General features: G+C 32.0%; 16 protein-coding genes. 3 read left to right on the forward strand and 13 right to left on the reverse strand.

The window, feature by feature from the left end; translation table 11 throughout:
- Positions 1 to 91 precede the first annotated feature (91 nt).
- From HM981_RS01920 to HM981_RS01945, 6 genes are all read right to left on the reverse strand, one after another.
- Positions 92 to 1,501 carry a leucine-rich repeat domain-containing protein gene (locus HM981_RS01920; protein WP_179336898.1) on the reverse strand — a complete coding sequence of 470 codons (1,410 nt, stop codon included), beginning with the start codon at positions 1,499 to 1,501 and terminating at the stop codon, positions 92 to 94.
- Between the two features lie 131 nt (positions 1,502 to 1,632).
- The gene (locus HM981_RS01925) at positions 1,633 to 2,385 is read right to left on the reverse strand and encodes a LytR/AlgR family response regulator transcription factor (protein ID WP_179336899.1); all 753 of its coding nucleotides are present in this window, start codon (positions 2,383 to 2,385) and stop codon (positions 1,633 to 1,635) included.
- Positions 2,386 to 2,395: 10 nt separating this feature from the next.
- The gene (locus HM981_RS01930; RefSeq protein WP_179336900.1) at positions 2,396 to 5,350 is read right to left on the reverse strand and encodes a sensor histidine kinase; all 2,955 of its coding nucleotides are present in this window, start codon (positions 5,348 to 5,350) and stop codon (positions 2,396 to 2,398) included.
- Between the two features lie 53 nt (positions 5,351 to 5,403).
- Complete coding sequence (locus HM981_RS01935; RefSeq protein ID WP_179336901.1) at positions 5,404 to 6,387, reverse strand: FAD:protein FMN transferase; 984 nt, start codon at positions 6,385 to 6,387, stop codon at positions 5,404 to 5,406.
- 56 nt (positions 6,388 to 6,443) lie between these two features.
- A complete protein-coding gene (locus tag HM981_RS01940) occupies positions 6,444 to 6,821 on the reverse strand; it encodes a Na(+)-translocating NADH-quinone reductase subunit F (RefSeq protein WP_179336902.1) in 378 nt (125 codons plus the stop codon).
- A 20-nt stretch (positions 6,822 to 6,841) separates the two neighbouring features.
- Positions 6,842 to 7,708 (reverse strand): DUF4846 domain-containing protein, encoded by an 867-nt coding sequence (locus HM981_RS01945; protein WP_179336903.1) that lies wholly within the window; start codon positions 7,706 to 7,708, stop codon positions 6,842 to 6,844.
- Between the two features lie 404 nt (positions 7,709 to 8,112).
- Here HM981_RS01945 and HM981_RS01950 point away from each other — a divergent pair, with 404 nt between their 5' ends.
- The 3 genes from HM981_RS01950 to HM981_RS01960 all read left to right on the forward strand — a co-directional run bounded on the left by HM981_RS01950 (position 8,113) and on the right by HM981_RS01960 (position 10,538).
- A complete protein-coding gene (locus HM981_RS01950) occupies positions 8,113 to 9,606 on the forward strand; it encodes a sensor histidine kinase (protein WP_179336904.1) in 1,494 nt (497 codons plus the stop codon).
- Positions 9,599 to 10,000: a response regulator gene (locus HM981_RS01955; protein WP_179336905.1), complete on the forward strand. Its 402-nt coding sequence runs from the start codon at positions 9,599 to 9,601 to the stop codon at positions 9,998 to 10,000. The genes HM981_RS01950 and HM981_RS01955 overlap by 8 nt, the downstream gene beginning before the upstream one ends.
- 91 nt (positions 10,001 to 10,091) lie before the next feature.
- Positions 10,092 to 10,538 (forward strand): Na(+)-translocating NADH-quinone reductase subunit F, encoded by a 447-nt coding sequence (locus HM981_RS01960; RefSeq protein ID WP_179336906.1) that lies wholly within the window; start codon positions 10,092 to 10,094, stop codon positions 10,536 to 10,538.
- A 99-nt stretch (positions 10,539 to 10,637) separates the two neighbouring features.
- Here the strand turns inward: HM981_RS01960 and nqrF are convergent, their stop codons facing one another.
- From nqrF to HM981_RS01995, 7 genes are all read right to left on the reverse strand, one after another.
- Positions 10,638 to 11,951, reverse strand: coding sequence for an NADH:ubiquinone reductase (Na(+)-transporting) subunit F (gene nqrF / locus HM981_RS01965; protein WP_179337657.1), 1,314 nt, complete (start codon positions 11,949 to 11,951; stop codon positions 10,638 to 10,640).
- A gap of 4 nt (positions 11,952 to 11,955) precedes the next feature.
- Positions 11,956 to 12,678, reverse strand: a complete 723-nt coding sequence (nqrE, locus tag HM981_RS01970) for an NADH:ubiquinone reductase (Na(+)-transporting) subunit E (protein WP_179336907.1) — start codon at positions 12,676 to 12,678, stop codon at positions 11,956 to 11,958.
- A gap of 74 nt (positions 12,679 to 12,752) precedes the next feature.
- On the reverse strand, positions 12,753 to 13,397 hold the full coding sequence (locus HM981_RS01975) for an NADH:ubiquinone reductase (Na(+)-transporting) subunit D (RefSeq protein WP_179336908.1): 645 nt from the start codon (positions 13,395 to 13,397) through the stop codon (positions 12,753 to 12,755).
- Positions 13,398 to 13,400: 3 nt separating this feature from the next.
- Entirely contained in the window at positions 13,401 to 14,147 is a 747-nt protein-coding gene (locus tag HM981_RS01980; RefSeq protein ID WP_179336909.1) for a Na(+)-translocating NADH-quinone reductase subunit C, read from the reverse strand.
- 2 nt (positions 14,148 to 14,149) lie between these two features.
- Positions 14,150 to 15,376, reverse strand: coding sequence for an NADH:ubiquinone reductase (Na(+)-transporting) subunit B (locus HM981_RS01985; RefSeq protein WP_179336910.1), 1,227 nt, complete (start codon positions 15,374 to 15,376; stop codon positions 14,150 to 14,152).
- Entirely contained in the window at positions 15,376 to 16,728 is a 1,353-nt protein-coding gene (locus tag HM981_RS01990; RefSeq protein ID WP_179336911.1) for a Na(+)-translocating NADH-quinone reductase subunit A, read from the reverse strand. The genes HM981_RS01985 and HM981_RS01990 overlap by 1 nt, the downstream gene beginning before the upstream one ends.
- Before the next feature lie 284 nt (positions 16,729 to 17,012).
- Positions 17,013 to 20,213: a T9SS type A sorting domain-containing protein gene (locus HM981_RS01995; RefSeq protein ID WP_179336912.1), complete on the reverse strand. Its 3,201-nt coding sequence runs from the start codon at positions 20,211 to 20,213 to the stop codon at positions 17,013 to 17,015.
- Between the last annotated feature and the right edge of the window lie 178 nt (positions 20,214 to 20,391).

A 20,391-nucleotide genomic window follows, 5' to 3' on the forward strand; every position in this document is an offset into this window, starting at 1 on the left:
GTGAATGGTAGATTTTAGATAATGAATAGTAATAACAAAAAAAAGGAAAGCCATAATGACTTCCCTTCTTTAAAATCTATAATAATTAGTTTTACTCTTTTATAAATCGTTTTATATGTTGATGGCCTTCTAAATCTGAAATCTTAATGAGATATACACCACTTGCCAAATCTGATATAGGTAAATGTTTCTTGTTAAATGTTTTTACTTTTTGTCCTTGTAAATTAAATAGTTCAACGAATTGAACTTCTTTATCTGATTGAATCGTTAAAATATCTTTTACAGGATTTGGATATATCGATACTGTTAAACTTTTTTCAAGAATACCTGTACCTAAGGTATTACTTTCCTCTATAGGATTGAAATTTTGCCAATATGCTGCTGCTTCATAAGCTGTAGTAGCACCAGTAGGGACAGTAAGTAAAGTGTTAGAATAGTATAAATTATAGAAAACAGTATCATCAATAGTTATTGGTGTATCAAGATTTACATATACAGCAATTAATCCAGTACAATTTCCAAAAGCATACGCTTCAATAGAAGTTACAGAGTTAGGTATGCTTATATCTGTTAAACTAGTGCAATTGTAGAAAGTACCTTCAGCAATAGATGTTACGGAGTCAGGGATATTTACAGAGCCTAAACTGGTGCAAGAGCTAAACGCATACTCACCTAGAGACGTTACCGAATCAGGGATATTTACAGAAGTTAAACTCTCACAAGAAGAAAATGCTGAATTCCCAATATTTGTTACTGAATTAGGAATATTTAAAGACGTTAATCCACTACAATTGGCAAAAGCAGCAGCTCCAATAGTAACTACCGAATTAGGAATATCTAAAGCAGTTAAACTAGTACATTCGTAAAAAGCCTGACTATCAATAGACGTTACCGAGTTAGGAATACTTAATGAAGCTATGCTACTACACGCATAAAATGCAGAATCTCCAATAGACACTATAGAGTTAGGGATATTTACAGAAGTTAAACTATTGCAATAATAAAAGACATGGTCTCCAATGCTAGTTACGGAATTAGGAATATTAACGGACGTTAAACCAGTGCAATTTTGAAATGCAGAATCTCCAATAGATGTTACAGAATTAGGAATACTTACAGAAGTTAGATTATAACTACCGTAGAAAGCACTTTCCCCAATAGACGTAACAGAATTAGGTATACTAACTGAACTTAAATCATAGCATCCTTTAAAAGCCGCCGAACCAATATATGTTACCGAATTAGGAATACTAATAGAAGTTAAACCATAGCAACCGTAAAAAGCACTATCTCCAATAGACGTAACATTATAAGTAACTCCATTGTAAGTTACAGAAGCAGGTATAGTAGCAGCTCCGAAAAAATAACCGTGTGTAGATACTCTAGCCGTATTAGGAGCAAGGTCAACACCTATGTAATAATTAATACCTCCAGAAGTAAAAGTAGTTGCATGAATGCTGCTCACAATTAATAAGCTGCAAATGAGTAATAATTTTTTCATAATAAATTTGGTTTTATAATTATGAAACAAAAATGGCAAGGGAAAGGGAAACTATTTTTAACTTTTTTATGAATGGTATGATTTTGTGAATGAGCGGAACTTAAAATTATGATTTAACTAAATTTAGGTGTTTAAAACACTCGATTTATAATTTTCATAAACTCATCTTTACGTTCACGAGCAATAGGTATACTTTTATTGTTACTCATAATAACTTGTAAACCGTCTTTCTTTGTAATCTCTGTCATATACTTTAAATTGATTACAAATGAACGGTGTGGTTTATAAAACAATGGTTTATTACTAAGCTGTTCTGAAAAATGCTTTAACGTTTTACAAATCAATTCTGTTTTACCATTTTGCAAGTATACTTTTGTATAAGCACCATCAGCTTCAAATATTAAGATATCTTCATGTGATACAAACCTGATGCCTTTAGGCACTTCTAAAGCGATTTTATTTAGTGCCAACTGCTCAAAATTACGTTCTAGATTTAGTAATTTTTGTTTTATAAAATTTTCTTCAAGATTATTAGATGCTTTTAAAATGGCTAGTTTCATTTCCTTTGTATCTATAGGTTTTAAAAGATAATCTACAGCAGATAATTTAAAGGCTTCTATAGCATAATGTCCATAAGCAGTTGTAAATATAATTTGAAAATTAATAGGATCCTTTTTAAAAAAATCTAGAATTTGCAAGCCAGAATGGTTAGGCATTTCAATATCTAAAAATACAATGTCAGGTTTTTTGGCTTTAATTATTTCTACTCCATCTACTAAATTTTCGGCTTCAAAAACAGTGTCAATCTCAGGACATTCTTCTTCAATTAACACATTTAAAATTCGTCTTGCGCGTTTCTCATCGTCTATAATAATCGCTTTCATAGTTTTACCTTTAATATGTTAATGTCATTGTAATAATTACCTTAGTCCCTTGTACTTCCCTTTTTTCATTGACAATATCTTCAACCTCTAATACCACTTTTTTATCTTGACTTCTATTCAATAAATCTATACGTTTTTGGTTTGCAGAAGTCGCAAAAGATTTATGTTGTTTTAAACGCTGACTCTTAATTTTCTCTGATGCTTCACGACCTATACCATTGTCAATAATTTCACAGATTAATAAGTTTTGAACGTCATCATTTATAAAATTTAACTGTAATCTCTTATTGTTTTTTTTATGAAGTAATCCGTGTTTCAATGCATTTTCTACATAAGGCTGTATAAATAAAGAGGGCAAAAATATCGTCTCCAGATTAAGACTTTTGTCTACTGTTATTTTAAAATTAAAATCATCATCGAACCGTTCTTTTTCAAGATCTAAATATAAACTGAGTGCTTTTATTTCTTCTTTTAACGATACTTCATTGGATTGACTGTGCTCTAAATACGTTCTTATTAAACGTGAGAATTTCACTAAATACTCGCGTGCCAATTTCTTTTCGTTCAAAATAATGTAATCTTGAATAGAGTTTAAGGCATTAAATATAAAATGAGGATTCATTTGAGAACGCAAATTCTCTAGCTGAGAAAACACCAATTGCTGATTGATTTTAGCTTTTTCTAAGGCTTGTTGCTGAGCAGCATTTAAACGTGCTGTTTTTCTAGAAAAATACCACCACACCACAGTTATTGAAATTATTAAAAGCAATATATAAAACCACCATGTCTTGTAAAACGGTAATCGTACTTTTAAAACGACACTGATAGGTCGCGTATATTCTTTTTGAAATGTGTTTCTTGCTCTTAAATGAAATGTGAATTTTCCGGCTGGCAAGGTATTAAATTTTACAAAATCTAGCCCCTCTTCTACCGCAATCCAATTGTTACTGTAACCTTCTAATTTGTATTCATAATTTACAAAATCGTTAGATTGAAATCCGTTAACATTAAAACCAAACCTAATTTCACTCTCCGTTTGCTCTAACTCATAATTCGATTGAATAATAGTATCCTTCTCTAAAATTGCTACAGATGTAAAATACGGCTGAAGTGTTTTTCTTGTTTTATTAATACTCTTATTATTAAACTTATATAATCCCAGATTAGAGCCAAAGAAAACATCATCTTCTAAAACAACCATAGAGTTAATATTGTAGGACTCTATACCATCTTCTCTATTTACGGTTATAACTTCTTGCTTTTCGTAGTTATAATTTTGTAAGCCTTTATCTGTAGCAATCCAAATTGATTTTTCATCTGAAGTAATAACATTAATAACATTAGAAGCCAATCCATTATTAGTATCTAATTTATACTGCAAAGTGTCATTTACAAATCCATACAATCCTTTATTATATGTGGCAACCCAAACAATATCGTCTTTTGTTATTGCTATTTTAGCACCATATACCGTTGAATCGTTATAAGTAATTTGTTTATAGGCTTTTGTTTTTAAATCTACGACACCAAAACCATCAATAAAATTACAATAGGCTTTTGTTTTGTTGGTATTTAAAACGGAACCATAACTTCTAGCTAGGCGTAACAAAGACAGCGAATCTCTTTTTTTACTGTAGAGACACAAGGCGTGTGGAAGACTTACTAAATATTGATCATCATCGTAAACCTCTATAGACTTCGTTACAATAAGTTGACTCTTCTTGTTTAATCTTTCTTTTGAATTGTAAAAAATGGACTCTGTTGTGGCTACCATCAATAAATCATCTGATAACGAATTATAACAAATACCATATACATTATTACGAAAGGATACATTGAGTTTTTTTATGCTATGATCTTTTTTTAAATAATTAAAAATTTTAAAATTAGACGTTGCTAAATACAACTCTTCATGATCTGTTTTTTCTATGGCAGTTATTCCTAAATTCTCTGGTAAATCTATTTTTTTTAAAGCCAAATTAGGCATAACAAACACACCTTGTTTTAATGTAGTAACCCAGAAATTGCTGTTGTGATCTATAATAAAATCAGTAGTATAACTATTCTTAAAATAATGTTCTAATACAATTAAACGGTTATTCTCAATAGTAGAAATGTAAATCCCTTTATTAGTTAAGACCCATAACTTATTCTCAACTTGATAAGAACTAACAATTATTGCAGACTCTAATGCATTGGGCAATTCAACCTTTATTAAATCATTATCTGCTACATAAAATAAATTATTTCTTTTGGTAGACTTTAATTCATTGAAGAAAAATACTTGATTCTTATAATCGAAAAACATTTTTAAACCACTCTGCTGTCCTGCTTTAAAAGGATTAAAATGAATTGGTTGTGTTTCTTTAAATGTAACATCTTTAGTAAAATGAATAATGTTATTTCTATTGAAATAAAATCCATCGTTGTTTCCATCTAATGCTGCAAAATGATCTTGATAAACACCATCTAACACATGCGTTGTCTTTTTTGTATCTAAATTTATGGTTGTTAGCTTGTTATTCGCAGCAATAACAAGATGGTTATCGTAAACCTGAAAATCAACTAATGTATTTAAATCTTCAAAATCTTTAAAGAGCTTTAGTTCGTTGTCTTCGACATAAAAAAATTGCCCAGAAAGGTTATTACACCAAAGACGCCCTTTTGCATCTAAAGTAAGGCTAAACAGAGAACGACCACGTTTTAAAGGATTGGTAAATAATTTGTAGTGCTTACCATCATAACGATACAAGCCTTTGTCTGCAGCGAGCCAAATATAACCATCTTCATCTTCTAGAATATCGTAAAATTCTATATCAGGTAAACCATCTTTTTCTGTTAAATGAATAGACACAGGTTGTTGTGCAGCATTCTTTTGAAAGACGAAAAAAAATAGTGTTAGGATGAAATAACGAAAAATCAAGAATCCACGGTTTCTATCAAAACTACGAAATTGAACATTCATAATTTCAAAAATCTTAGTGAATGGGCGAGAATGCCACTTAAACAGTCAATATATTAATTGACAGGGAAATCATTTATAGATTGTGTTTTTAGTTCGTTATTTTCATTCTCATAAATAAAATAAGCTTTTAACTCATCATGACGTTCTAAAAACGTTGAAACACGCTCAATTCCCATCGCCTGAAACGCTGTAGCATAAGCATCTGCCGTCATACAATCTTCTGCAATCACAGAAACGCTTAAAATGTTTGTTTTTGATGGATAACCGGTTTTGGTATCAATAATATGTGCATACCGATTTCCGTTTTCATCAATCTTAAATTTACGATACGTACCAGACGTTGCCATAGCTTCATCTTGTAAAGTAAGCACTTTAGAATATGATTGTTCGCCTTCAAAATTTGGATCATCGATACCGACTTTCCAAGGGGATTTTTTTTCAACATTAATCCCTCTTGCTCTTATTTCCCCTCCTACTTCAACCAAATAATCTTTAATATTGTTCTGTTCTAAAAATTCTGCTATAACATCTACTCCGTAACCTTTTGCAATGGCATTAAAATCAATAAAAGAAGACTTATTCTTAATAACTTTATTATCTCTAAGTCCCATTCTGTTGTAGCCAACCGATCTCATTAAGCTATTAATTGCAGTACTATCTATATTGGTAATTTTTCCTTCCGGTCCAAAATCCCAAGCATTTACAACAGCTCCTATAGTGGGATCAAATGCACCTTCTGTTGCTCTATAAATTTGCTTTGCATTAGTAAAAACACGTCTAAAATGCGCGTCTATTTCAATATTTTCTCCTTTATTAATTTTAGAAATTATTGAATTTGGAATGTAAGTAGACATGGATTCATTTACCACATTAAAAAGACTGTCAAACCGCTTTTTATAATTGGTATTATCCTCAGAATGATATTGAATATTATAAGTTGTACCAAAAACAGGTCCAGATAATTTGATGTTTTTAGGTTCTCCTTGGCAAGAAAGTATTAGTAATACAAAACTAAATATGAGTAATTTTTTGATCATTATTTAAAAACTGAAATTATTGATTTTTGTTGATGAGATTTTTTTGTAGAAATTAATTAATTTAAATTCATTTCTAATACTTGTATACCATTGTATTCAATTAAGTAGTCTTCATTTAAATGAATAGGTAAATCTTCACCTTTAGGATTGCCCAACCCAACTCCAGCATATAATACTTTTGCATCTTTCTCGTAAGCATGTTTTTTGAATGTCTCCATCCAAACAACATCATAGTTATTTGGGTTTTCAGGCAAAATCACAGCTCTAACAACCACAAAAAAGTATTGACTATTTTTATCTATACAAACAAATTGTGGATGCCGTTTTAGTGTGCTATTAATAGCTACAAATTCAAAACCACGAGCTTCTAGGTCTTTACCTACGTGGTTCATGGCGAGGTTATGAATTTCTTGAGGTGTTAAAGGTTTACTCATAAAACAAAGATACAAACTTGCTATTTAAAACGTACAAATTTTGCACTACTAAACGTGTAATTTGAAACCAGAATTATAGCATCATCTTCCAATTGATACCATGGCGAAATCGCTGAGTATTCCAAATTCTTAACCAAATGCACACTTTGAGCTGGTGTATTACCTTGAAATAGTACAAATAATTTCTCGTTATTTTTATTTACAACTTCATCTCCAATCATAACAATATGGCCAGGTGAACCTCCTTTGATGAGCATATCTCCTATTTTTAAATCTTTAGCAGAAACAGATTCTAATTCGTTATAAAGTGACAAAGTTCCAGAATACATGTATATTAAATTCAAGTATTTATAGAAGTTATCTTTAGATGAATTTGCACTTGCCGTTTTATGAAACGATACTTTATTACCATTAACTTTTGGTCTATAACCATCAGCATATTTTGTCCATGAGCAATAATGACCAGAGGTAAAGTTGAAACCTATTTCGTCTTTTCTGTTAGAATCCCACAGGTATTCGCTTCTTATCCTGATTAATGCATCGGCACATTGTTGCAGTCCGTTTTTAGGAACCGAAATTTCTAAAATACCAATATGACCTCCTTGCCAAAAATAGTTGGTATCATCATAATTTATAATTTTGCTTCCAAAGGCTTTCAATTTGTAATGGCGTAAATATGTTTCAAAGCTTCCTTTTGCATAGTCAACACGTTTGTAACCATTAGGAATATTAACTCTTGATACAATGGTTAAACTATCCTTATTAACAAGACCTGGAGTATCAATAACAGCAGAAACTATACCTACAGCTTTTTCTACGGGTTTAAATTGAAGTGCAAAAACAATAAGAGATGCACATATAAAAAGGATGAGTATAACTTTCTTCATATTTTAACAAACGTAAAACCTTTAATATTTCGTATGTTGAATAATGAATTATAGTTCGTTATGGTAGGATTTCCGGATTAATTCGGCTTTTAAAAGAAACTCTTTTGTAATAATATAATGATAAACCATTATAAGGAATTAAAATAGTTGAACAAACGAAGTAACAATAGCAATACGATTCTCTCTAAATTTTATAATAAGCGTAGTCGAAATACAGGGATTAAATGTGATAAAAAAAAACCAAATAACAAGATTATATCGCTCTATTTTAATTTCAAAATCAAAAAAGTAATCTAAACCCTACATTTAAAGGGCTTTAAACGGATTTAAATGAATAAATATCTTTGGTTTTAAAATTTAAAAATTATATTCGTGTTCCCTTATTAATTAATACCCCCTATATTTTGAGCTCTCAAGTCACAAAGGCAACCAACCAAAATGAAGTAAACCTATTAGATTTTATTCAAAAATATGCCTCTATTGGCACATGGGAATTTGATCTTGAATTAGAAACTCTAGATTGGAGTTCTGAAACAAAAAAAATACACGAAGTACCAATAGATTTCACACCAAATGTTGAATCTGGTATTTCTTTTTACAAAACAGGCTATAGCAGAGATACTATTTCTACTTTATTCACTAAGTGCATTTCAAATCACGAAGATTTTGATGTAGAACTTCAAATTGTCACTCCTACTAACAAAGACAAATGGATAAGAGCGATAGGGATGCCTATAATTAAAAACAATGTATGTATTAAAGTACAAGGTCTATTTCAAGATATAGATAAAAAAACAAAAGATACAAAAGCACTCGCTTATAAAGAACAACAATTAAGAAAGACGTTTGAAAACACTTTAGTAGGTATGGCCATTGTAGATTTAAATGGCAATTGGCTTGATGTTAATAAAAGTTTATGTAAAACTTTGGGCTACAGTAAAGATCAATTATCAACCATGACAGTTAAAACTATTACGCACCCTGAAGATATTCATATTGGTCAAAAAGCCATGATAGAAATGATGAGAGGGCAACGCGAATATTACGAGACAGAAAAACGCTATATAAGTAAAACAGGAAAAAACATTTGGGCACAGTTATTTACATCAATTATTAGAGATGACAGTGGAGAGCCACTGCATTATGTCGCACAAATTAATGACCTTACAAAAATTAAAGAAACGAGTAAAAAAGTAGATCAATTATTAGCGACTACAGAAGATCAGAATAAGCGCTTACTAAATTTTGCACATATTGTTTCGCATAATTTAAGATCGCATTACGGGAATTTAGATATGCTGTTAGATATTGTAAAAATGGACTTACCTGAAACTACTGAAAATGAAATTTTTCCTTTAATAGGCTTAGCTGTAAGTCATCTTGGTGAGACTGTAGAAAACTTAAACGAAGTTGCCGCAATAAACATTCAAAAGGATTTAAAAACTGAACCATTAAACTTATTAGAAAACTTTAATCGTGCGCATTCAAGTATTGCTGCGCTCATTATAGATTCTAAAACTACCGTTTCTATAAACATTGATCCTAATATTTTAGTAAAAGCAGTACCTGCATATCTAGATAGTATTTTATTGAACTTTTTAACCAATGCTATAAAATATAAAAAACCTAATGAGCCCGCTAACATAGAAATAAACACTAATATTGTAAATGACTTTGTTGTTTTAGAAATTAAAGATCATGGCCAAGGTATTGATTTAGAAAAATACGGCGAAAAGCTATTTGGCATGTATAAAACATTTCATAAACATGATGATTCTCGCGGTTTAGGATTATTTATAACTAAAAATCAAGTAGAAGCCATAGGCGGAAAAATTGAAGTAGAAAGTAAAGTTAATGAAGGTACAACCTTTTATATACATTTAAAAAAACATGAGTAAAATTGACGTAGCATGTATCATCGATGATGATCCCATATTTATTTTTGGTGCAAAAAGAATGATGGAGTTATCAAATTTTTGTAAATCATTCATGGTTTTTAAAAATGGACAAGAAGCTATTAATCAATTAAAACCCATAATGCTCAATGGTAAGGACATTCCTGATATTATATTGTTAGATATCAACATGCCAATAATGGATGGATGGGAGTTTTTAGACGAGTTTATTAAGATTGAAGCTCATAAGTCGATTACGATCTACATTGTAAGTTCTTCTATTGATCCTGTAGACTTAAATCGTGCAAAGCGCTATAAAAACATATCTAATTATATTATAAAACCAATTTCTATAGAGACTCTAAAAGGAATCTTAGAAGAAGAACTACAAGAGTAAAAACCTCAATAATGCATTGTCTTAATGCATAACGTGGAACATAACGTTATTTTATTGTATCTTAAGTCTTTAAAAGATAAAGGGTATAACTATGACAACTTCAATTCGTTTTGAAAATGCTATTCTAAAATTATACAATGCCTTTCATAATGGCTCGTTAAATCCAGAAGATTGTAAACAATGTGCCGTTGGAAATATTCTAGACAACAATGAATCTTGGAAATATTTTACAGATAAACATGGATCCTTACAATTAAATTACATTGGTTTAGTGCACCAAAATTTAGGCAAACAGTTTAATGGGTATTCTCCTACACAGTTACTTCAAATTGAAATTGCATTTCTAAAAGGATGTGGTTATCACTTTACAACTAAACAACGCTTATATAGACCTAAAAACATCAATAAGACTATCTTGTTTAATGGTTTAAGTGACGTTGTAGCTCAACTTTGCATTTTAGATGGTATAAATAATATTATGGATTGTTCCATATTATTTAATTTTGATATCGCAAACCAACAACATACCATGATTTAGAAAATAATACTGATAAATTAAAAAAGCCAATACATTAAATGTATTGGCTTTTTTTATAATTTATAATTTCTACTATAAGGTTCTTTTTTCAAAGGAATTCTATCCTCCAAAGTCATCAAATCTAATATTCTCATCATCCATTCCAAAGTCTTCACCCATTTTCTGAACCGCTTGATTCATTAAAGGAGGTCCACAGAAATACAATTCTAGATCTTCTGGTGCATCGTGTTTAGATAAATACTGGTCTATTACTACTTGGTGTATAAAACCTGTAAAACCATCTCCAGCTTCGTCATTTACATCAGTCTTAACTTTCCAGTTATCAGCCTCTGTAGGATCTGATAATGCAATGTAAAATTTAAAGTTTGGAAAATCTTTTTCTAATGCTCTAAAATAATGAATGTAAAACAATTCGGCTTTAGAACGACCACCATACCAATATGTTACTTTACGACCTGTTTTTAAGGTTCTAAATAATTGATATAAATGTGAACGCATTGGTGCCATACCTGCTCCACCACCAACGTATAACATTTCTGCTTCAGACTCGTTGATAAAGAATTCACCATAAGGTCCAGAGATTACCACTTTATCTCCTGGCTTCTGATTAAATATGTAAGACGATGCAATACCTGGATTAACATCCATCCAACCGCCTTTGGCTCGATCAAAAGGAGGAGTTGCAATACGTACATTCAACATAATTTTTCTACCTTCTGCAGGATAAGATGCCATTGAATAAGCTCTCTCAACTGTTTCAGTATTTTTCATTACTAAAGGCCATAATCCAAATTTTTCCCAATCTGGCTTAAATTTATCTGGCTCCCCAGGGTGATCTTCAGGATGTGCTGTAACATCCATTTCAGAATAATTAACTGTAGTTTCAGGAATTTCAATCTGGATATAACCACCAGCTTTGTAACCCATATCTTCTGGTATCTCTACAATAAATTCTTTAATAAATGTCGCTACGTTGAAATTAGATACCACAGTTGCTTCCCATTTCTTAATTCCAAAAATCTCTTCAGGAATAGTAATTTCCATGTCTTGCTTTACCTTTACTTGGCAAGCTAAACGTGCACCATGTTGTAATTCTGTTCTACTAAAATGTGGTGTTTCTGTAGGTAAAGCTTCACCCCCACCATTAATAACATGACATTCACACTGAATACATGTTCCACCACCACCACATGCAGATGGTAAGAATATTTTTTGTGCTCCTAAAGTCGTTAGTAAACTATCTCCAGAACCTACTTCAATTTCACGTTCACCATTAATGGTAATCTTTACAGGACCTGATGGAGAAAGTTTCTGTTTAACAAATAATAATAGTCCAACTAATAATAACGTAATTATTAAAAACGCGACTACTGTTGCTAATATTGTTCCTGTTGTACTTGCTGCTAATAAAATCATATTACTCAATTACTTTAATTGTGTTATCAGCTAATGCTTTTGTTTCTTCTATTTTCTTCGCTGCTTCAACTTGAGCAGTTGTATCTTCTTTTTTCACTTCGTCATCACCACCTGTTAACATTCCTCCAAAGCTCATAAAACCAATAGCCATTAAACCTGTGATAATAAAGGTGATTCCTAATCCACGTAAAGCTGGTGGTACGTTAGAGTATCTGATTTTCTCACGAATAGCAGCAATTGCTAAAATTGCTAAAAACCAACCAATACCAGAACCAACACCGTAAGTTGTAGCTAATCCTAAAGTGGCAATTTCACGAGACTGCATAAATAATGACCCTCCTAAAATAGCACAGTTTACAGCAATTAAAGGTAAAAAGATACCTAGTGAATTATATAATGATGGTGAAAATTTCTCGACTACTATTTCTACTAATTGAACCATTGTTGCAATGGTTGCAATAAACATAATAAATGATAAGAAACTTAAATCATAATCTGCATACTCCTCACCTAACCAAGATAAAGCTCCTGGTTGTAATAAATACTGATCTAACAACCAGTTTAAAGGGACAGTTATTGCCAATACAAAAATTACAGCTGCTCCTAAACCTACAGCAGTAGATACTTTTTTAGATACAGCAAGATAAGAACACATTCCTAAGAACGTAGCAAATACCATGTTATCTATAAATATCGATTTGAAAAATAATTCTATATGTTCCATATATTTTCTTTTTTAGTTGGTATGATTTCGATGCTAGTTAAACTATTAACTAACACTAATAACCATTAACTAATTTAATCTTCTATTAATGCTTTGTTTCTACTACGTTGAATCCAAATAATGATTCCTACAACAATTAGTGCCATGGGTGATAATAACATAAATCCATTATTTTCATAGCCAATAGCATAAAGTCCTGTTTTTTCAATAGGGTCTCCTAAAACTTTAAATCCTAATAAAGTTCCAGAACCTAAAAGTTCTCTAAAGAAACCAACTATTATAAGTATTAAGCCATAACCCGCTGCATTACCAATACCATCTAGAAATGATTGCCATGGTTTGTTTGCTAAAGCAAAAGCTTCGAAACGTCCCATAATAATACAGTTCGTAATAATTAATCCAACAAATACAGAAAGTGTTTTACTTAACTCGTAAGCAAATGCTTTTAAAACCTGATCAACAATAATTACTAAAGCAGCAACTACAACCAATTGAACAATAATTCTAATTTTTGAAGGAATAATATTTCGCATTAAAGAAATCACAACATTACCAATTCCTAAAACAAATAATACTGAAACAGCCATTACAATTGAAGCTTTAAGCTCTGCTGTAATTGCTAAAGCGGAACAAATACCTAATACCTGTATAGTAATAGGGTTATTGTCTGCTAATGGATCTGTAATTAACTTGGCGTCTTTTTTTGATATAAGTCCCATTGCTTATTGTTTTAAAGTTTGAAAATAAGGCACGTATAGCTTCAAATCACTTTTAATCATAGCTGTAACACCATCACCAGTAATTGTTGCTCCTGCAATTGCATCTACCTCGTTATCTGTTTTATTTAAATTCTTTGGATCTGCGTTACCTTTTGCAACAGTAATTCCTTTAAAATTACCTGACTCGTCTAATAAATGCTCTCCAATAAAATCGTCCATAAAGAATCGTTGCTTAATATTAGCTCCTAATCCAGGTGTTTCACCTTTATGATCAAAATAAGCACCTTGAACAACCATATTCTCATCTAAAGCTATGTATGCCCAAATCGCATCCCATAAACCTTTACCTCTAATTGGCGCTATATAAAACATTTGACCGTCTTTTTCACCAACGAATAAAGGTAATCTTCTTGTTTTACCTGCTTTTGCTTTTGTTTGTTCCTTTTTAACATCAATTAAATAAGCCTGGTCATTTTCTGTTGATTTACTACCTTCAATGACAACTTGTTTTTTGATATATTTTGAAAATTCATCAGCTACTTTATCTGTTGAAATAAACGTTGCACTACTTTCATCATTATCATTAACTCCCATTGCATACAGAATATTCTGTTGCTTTTCCATTCGCTGATTCTCTGCAATGGTAGGTTTTAATGAAGACGCTGTAAATGCTAACAAAGAGCCAACGATCAATACCATACCTATAGCAAATAGTATTGTGTACGAATTTTTATCTGTTCTATTTTCCATCGTTATGCAACTTTAGCTTTTAAACGTTTCATTCTTTTCTTCACATTTCCTTGAACCACATAATGGTCAATTGTTGGTGCAAATACATTCATTAATAGAATGGCTAACATAACACCTTCTGGATATGCTGGATTGAATACACGAATCATAATAGAAAGAAATCCTATTAAGAAACCATATATCAATTTCCCTTTATTTGTTTGTGATGCTGTTACAGGATCCGTTGCCATAAACACCGTACCAAAGGCAAAACCCCCAATTAGTAAATGCTGCCAGAATTCTGTGCTCATTAATCCGTAGAATTTACTTCCTTCTGAAATAACTTCTGCACTAACAAGACCATTAAAAATTAAGCCCATAATTAAGGCACCTACAACAGATGATAACATAATTCTCCAACTTCCAATTTTAGCGAAGATTAAGAATAACCCTCCTAACAAGATTAAAAGTGTTGATGTTTCTCCAACTGAACCTGGAATAATTCCGTAAAACATATCCCAAACAGAATAAGCAACTTCTTTACCTTGTGCTAATGAACCTAATATCGTTTCACCTGAAATAGCATCTACATTTTGTCCTGCAGCAATCATCTGATCACGTTCTACAGCTCCATGTACCCAAACTTTATCTCCTGACATCCAAGTTGGATATGCAAAGAATAAAAAGGCTCTAATCGTTAAGGCAGGATTAAGTATATTCATCCCTGTCCCTCCAAATACTTCTTTACCTATGACAACTCCAAAAGCAACAGCAACCGCTAACATCCATAGAGGTGTATCAATTGGTACAATAAGTGGCACTAACATTCCTGTTACTAAATACCCTTCTTCTACTTCGTGGCTATTTTTAATTGCGAATAAAATCTCAATTGCTAAACCAACAACGTAAGACACAACGACTAATGGAATTACTTTCCAAAAACCAACAGAGAAATTATCTAAAGTCCAAAACTCGGCACTTAAGAATCCACCTGTTGCCTGTTGAATCTCTCCAAAAGCTAAATGATGCTGATAACCAGCGTTAAACATCCCAAAGATCAAACAAGGAACCATTGCCATAATAACAGTGTTCATTGTTCTTTTTAAATCATCGGCTGCTTTTATATGAGTTCCATTATGCGTGGTCTCATTAGGCAAGAATAAAAATGTATGTATTGCAGAAAATGCAGGCAACCATTTTTTGTCTTTATTCTTTTCCTTAAAATTATGTAAATTTTGTTTTAAACCCATTATCCTATCTCTTTTAGCATTAAGTCTAATCCTTCTCTTATAATTTTTTGATGTGGTTGTTTAGATACACATACAAATTCTGTTAATGCAAAATCCTCAGGTGCAACTTCGTACATTCCTAAAGCTTCCATTTCATCTAAATCTTTATACATACAAGCTTTTAATATCTGCATTGGATAAATATCCAAAGGAAATACTTCTTCGTAAGTACCTGTAGTTACAAATGCACGATGTTCACCGTTTGTATTAGTATTTAAATCGTATTTTTTCTTAGGGCTTAACCAAGAAAAAGTTAATGCTCTAGATGTCGATATCTTATTAAATACTGGCTTATTCCATCCAAATAATTCATAATCATCACCCTCAGGAATCACTGTAATAACATTACTATAATAGTCTAAATAACCATCAGGCTTTACTTGTTTCCCAGTTAAAACATTTCCTGAAATAATACGATCATTACCATCTCTTTCAACGCCATTATCATAAATCATAGTGGCGATTTCAGAACCTAACTTTGTTTTAAAATACCTTGGCTTCTTAACAGAAGATCCTGCAAGCGCAATTATACGCTCGGCATTAAATTTACCTGTAAGTAACAACTCTCCAATAATCACTAAATCTTGTGCGTTTATTGTCCAAACTGTTTCTCCTTTATTAACAGGATTCACTTTATTAATTAATGTCCCAACATTACCAGATGGATGTGGCCCAGAAACTTTATGAGTTATCGCGTTTTGTAAGTTTGCTAAAGGTGAATTAGAATTTTTTCCGACAGAAATATGAACTCCACCATCTGTAAATTTAGATAATGCGGTTACTGCTGCCTGTAATTCTGCTTCTTTACTAGATAAAGTATAATCCAAATCTGCCGCCAAAGGTGCACTTGCATATCCAGAAACAAAAATAGCCTTTGGTGTGCTATCCGCTTTTGCTATAACATCGTATGGACGTTGCTTAATAAAAGCCCAACAACCAGTTGCTAATAAATGTGCTTTAGTTTTTTCAGCATCCGACGCTAAATCAAATTTACCATGATCTAGGAATGTCTGAGTCTTATCTGCTGTAATCTTAACAGCATCTATTCGACGTCTCGCTCCACGTTGTACTTCTGTTATTTCACCCGAAACAGGCGATACAAATTTCATAGCTTCATTGTCCTTATTGTAAAATAAAGTTTCGCCCGCTTTTACAAGAGTTCCTTCTTTTGCTACAAGTTTTGGTATTACACTATGAAAGTCTTCAGGCTTTATGGAATAAGAATTACTAATAATAGCATTCTCTATTGCTTTTTCGGCTACACCGACAAGCTTTATGTCCAAACCTTTGTTTATTTTGATGTCTTTTGACATATCTATTAAAGATTAGTTATCTAAAAAATCCGTGCGAATTTACGAATTATTGCTCAAATAATTTTCATATTAAAACATCTTTTTTATTTATAGTCATTATAAATAAAGTCAACTATTGATATAAACTTAACTAAAAGTTACATTTTAATATAAAACTGAATGCAATATCTACAATTACATAAGCTTACTTAATGGTAGTAACATAGTTATACTATTAAATAAAAAAAATGCTGCCAGAATAAATTCTGACAGCATTTCTATATATTAGAAGAATAAAAGCCTTTCTAATTCATAATTTTTTTAGTTACTTCTATTTCGTTTCCTTCTCCAACCTTAATTACCGCAAGGTACATCCCTTTAGAAAAGTTAAAAGGCGTTGTAAAGCTAGTATCAATAACATCTGGAGTATAAACGACAATCTGCTTACCCGTAAGGTCATAAACTGTAACCTCTTTAATACTGCTTGATGAATTTATATTTAACTCGTTATCTTTTACAAATGCATATGTGCTAGAAAGATCAAACTCATCAACTGAAAGCGGTGCAGGAGTATATCTCAAAATAAAACGATCTAAAGTTGACCCTTCGATACCAGTAAAGCTATATGGCTGTGCTCTTAAATCATGAACAACATCTAACAATACATCTTCAAGATAAATCCCTTGAGCGGACGTTTGAAATAAATCACCTTTTACTTGATCAATCCCTATAGTAAATGTACCATCCGATGGCAAATCAACACCTAATGGTACTAAATCTGCAGCATCAAAAGGAAGCGCACGACCTTGAATAGCCATTTTTGAAGTTCCTATCGTTGAATAAATACGCATTGGACTACCATCCGAAAATGCATCATACATTCTATCGTTTCCATTTGTTGCACCATTTACATAACCTACAAGTGCTAAAGATGATGTATTTGTATTATCCACTAAGCTTAACCAAACCAATTGGTTGCTAGAACTACCTGTTACACTACTTGACTCATTAGTTTGTACAAATTGTGAATTATCATAAGCAATCTCAGCATCATCATAACGCATTACGTTTTCAAAAGTAACTTGAGAAGTTGCCGCTGCACTTTCATCTACCTGAACAAAAAATCCTTGACCAGAAGCAAGATTTCCACCAAACATATCTGGCACAGAACCTGTACGATTATAAGTTACGTAATCATCACCATATTCATAAGCGACTCCTGAATAGAACTGACCTGCAATAGCAGTATTACTTGTTCCTGAGTTCGCCCAAAATCTTACGTTACCTTCCAATGATGTGTTTGCAGTTAAAAATTCTTCAACATTTAATGCTGATGGATAAGGATTACCAATCAAATTCCAATGTCTTAATTCTTCAACTGGCTCAGTTGCTGTAGGGGACTTAAGGACATCGATATTAACTAATCCGTTAGTCGCAGTACCTTCGAATGCCGCTGTGAATCCCGACGACACAAATGCACTTGGGACATCTACAAGATAACCCTTACCACTTACCATTGAGCCACTAGCTGAAACCCAATCACCAGCAGTACCTTCAGTATTCGTAGTATTTACATTATAAACAAAAGCGGATGGAACATACGGCGCAGTAACAAAATTCACACTAAATGAACTCACAGGCCCTGACCAAAAACTAAAATCACCAGAAACCGCACTAAAAAGTTCACGTTTCGAAATAATCGAACCACTGTTAACATTATTAGCACCAACATCTCTTGTTTGAATTAAGCTCGCATCACTTTCAAATGTTAAAGTTCCACCATTCTCAACTTTAACCTCATTATAAAGTTTAAGAGTTGTATTGGCTTCAAATATCACATTACTTCCTTCCGGAACATTACAACTACAACCTTCCAAAACACCAGTTTCTTGATTAAAATCTTGCGAAAACACCAATTCTCTTTCCGTATCAGTCACCGTGATTCCTAAGTTAGCATAAGCTGGAGGAAGTGTCCATTCAACACCATCCCAATAAGTAGGTGTACCTCCCTCAATTAATCTTACCGGAGCAACAACCGCTCCATAACCATTAGAAATTTTCACCTTATAAGTACCAAAATCAGAGGATTGAATAGCACCTGTCAAAGTGTAAGTACTATTAGTCGCACCTGGAATAAGTGTATTATATTTATACCATTGATATGATAATGTTTCCAAAGGATCACCAGTTGCTGGACCTGAAAGCTCTGCAGTAGCTGAAAAGGTAATTACTGAACTATTAGGAAATCTACAAATATATCTCGAAACTGGAAACTGCGTAAATACAGGTGTCTTTATATCAAAAGACCCTCTATTATATGCTAAAAAAGCCAAATCAGATGTTCCACCTGCAACCATATTGATATTGTTAATATCACTCACATTATTAACATCAATTCCAAACTCATCCATTTTTAAAGCAGCCATACGTAATGGTCGTCTTTCATCTGAACCAAAAGCCCTTGTAGTCGGAGTTGCTACACCGTAATTTGTACTATTTGGGAAATTATAAAGATCTAACCTCCAAAAAGACAATAAGGCATCACCATCACTTCCAGCTTCTTCCCTAATACTTAGCTCTATAGGTCTTCCTACAACATTTCCTGAGGCATCTGCATAATAATATATATCTGTGCTACCAGCACTTGCAATTTGCGTTACTAAAAAATCAGGTATTGCATCATTAATTGAACCTAAATTTCCACCACTACTGAAAAATTGAACATCAGCCGTTTGATTAAAATTTGTTATCCCTGTTCCTAAATCTAATCCGTTCACACCATCAGTAATAGCATCATAAACCGTAGTTCCTAAAATATTTTCTGAGGTTATAGCTAACCCTTCATTAGTTTCACCATCAATCATATCTCCTGTTGCTAAATAATTTAAAGCATGTGTATTACCAGACACACCGTCAGTAGTATAAGCAAAGAATAATTGCTCACTAAACACAACACCATTATCTGTCAATAATTGATCATTAACTCCTGTAGAGTATGTTACACTGTCATAAGTAAAAGCTAATAAATCGTGATTATTATTAGGCCATTGACCTACACCATTAGGATTGTTTTTATATTCAGAAGATCTCCAAAATCCATTGTGCGTTGTGAAAATTTCGGTGATTTTAGTAATATTACTTGTTGGCCCATTTTTTAATTCTTTTTCAGTTGGAACTACATACTCAACATTAAAAGCAGAGGCAACACCACCAACTAAAATATTACCAATAACATCAACCGATCCCTCTTGAGTGATTTCAAAAGTCATTTCTGTTGAGCTAACTAATGTAACATTACCAATAGAGATACCATTTACAGTAATAGCTGTAGTTTCAGAAAAGTTACTACCAATTAGAGTAATTTCTGATTTTTTAGTCACTCTAGTTGGAAACACATCCGTAATTGCTTGAGCGAACAAACCACCACTACACATTAAAAATGCTATAATGGCAAAGGTTTTAAACGACTTAATCGTCTTAATAAAATTAATTGTATTTTTTTTCATAAGTTTTAATTTTCTGACATTACCCCCTTTTGGCCTTCTGTCAATGTTTAATAGTAAGTTTGGACGTTTTAAAATTTTAAAAATCTATTCTTTATTATTTAGAACCCTTTATTAAGTAAAAGTCACAATAAATAACAAAATTTTTGTTTTAAATATAATGTTAGTTAGAAAAAGTAAA

It is taken from the genome of Winogradskyella ludwigii (genome assembly GCF_013403985.1).
GTDB classification, from domain to species: domain Bacteria; phylum Bacteroidota; class Bacteroidia; order Flavobacteriales; family Flavobacteriaceae; genus Winogradskyella; species Winogradskyella ludwigii.

What these genes read in the sequence shown, in the direction of transcription:
- nqrE (WP_179336907.1), bottom strand. Translation starts at nt 12,678, where the DNA reads ATGGAACATATAGAATTATTTTTCAAATCGATATTTATAGATAACATG.
- HM981_RS01925 (WP_179336899.1), bottom strand. Translation starts at nt 2,385, where the DNA reads ATGAAAGCGATTATTATAGACGATGAGAAACGCGCAAGACGAATTTTA.
- HM981_RS01955 (WP_179336905.1), top strand. Translation starts at nt 9,599, where the DNA reads ATGAGTAAAATTGACGTAGCATGTATCATCGATGATGATCCCATATTT.
- HM981_RS01995 (WP_179336912.1), bottom strand. Translation starts at nt 20,213, where the DNA reads ATGAAAAAAAATACAATTAATTTTATTAAGACGATTAAGTCGTTTAAA.
- HM981_RS01990 (WP_179336911.1), bottom strand. Translation starts at nt 16,728, where the DNA reads ATGTCAAAAGACATCAAAATAAACAAAGGTTTGGACATAAAGCTTGTC.
- HM981_RS01920 (WP_179336898.1), bottom strand. Translation starts at nt 1,501, where the DNA reads ATGAAAAAATTATTACTCATTTGCAGCTTATTAATTGTGAGCAGCATT.
- HM981_RS01960 (WP_179336906.1), top strand. Translation starts at nt 10,092, where the DNA reads ATGACAACTTCAATTCGTTTTGAAAATGCTATTCTAAAATTATACAAT.
- HM981_RS01930 (WP_179336900.1), bottom strand. Translation starts at nt 5,350, where the DNA reads ATGAATGTTCAATTTCGTAGTTTTGATAGAAACCGTGGATTCTTGATT.
- HM981_RS01985 (WP_179336910.1), bottom strand. Translation starts at nt 15,376, where the DNA reads ATGGGTTTAAAACAAAATTTACATAATTTTAAGGAAAAGAATAAAGAC.
- HM981_RS01935 (WP_179336901.1), bottom strand. Translation starts at nt 6,387, where the DNA reads ATGATCAAAAAATTACTCATATTTAGTTTTGTATTACTAATACTTTCT.
- HM981_RS01980 (WP_179336909.1), bottom strand. Translation starts at nt 14,147, where the DNA reads ATGGAAAATAGAACAGATAAAAATTCGTACACAATACTATTTGCTATA.
- HM981_RS01940 (WP_179336902.1), bottom strand. Translation starts at nt 6,821, where the DNA reads ATGAGTAAACCTTTAACACCTCAAGAAATTCATAACCTCGCCATGAAC.
- HM981_RS01975 (WP_179336908.1), bottom strand. Translation starts at nt 13,397, where the DNA reads ATGGGACTTATATCAAAAAAAGACGCCAAGTTAATTACAGATCCATTA.
- HM981_RS01945 (WP_179336903.1), bottom strand. Translation starts at nt 7,708, where the DNA reads ATGAAGAAAGTTATACTCATCCTTTTTATATGTGCATCTCTTATTGTT.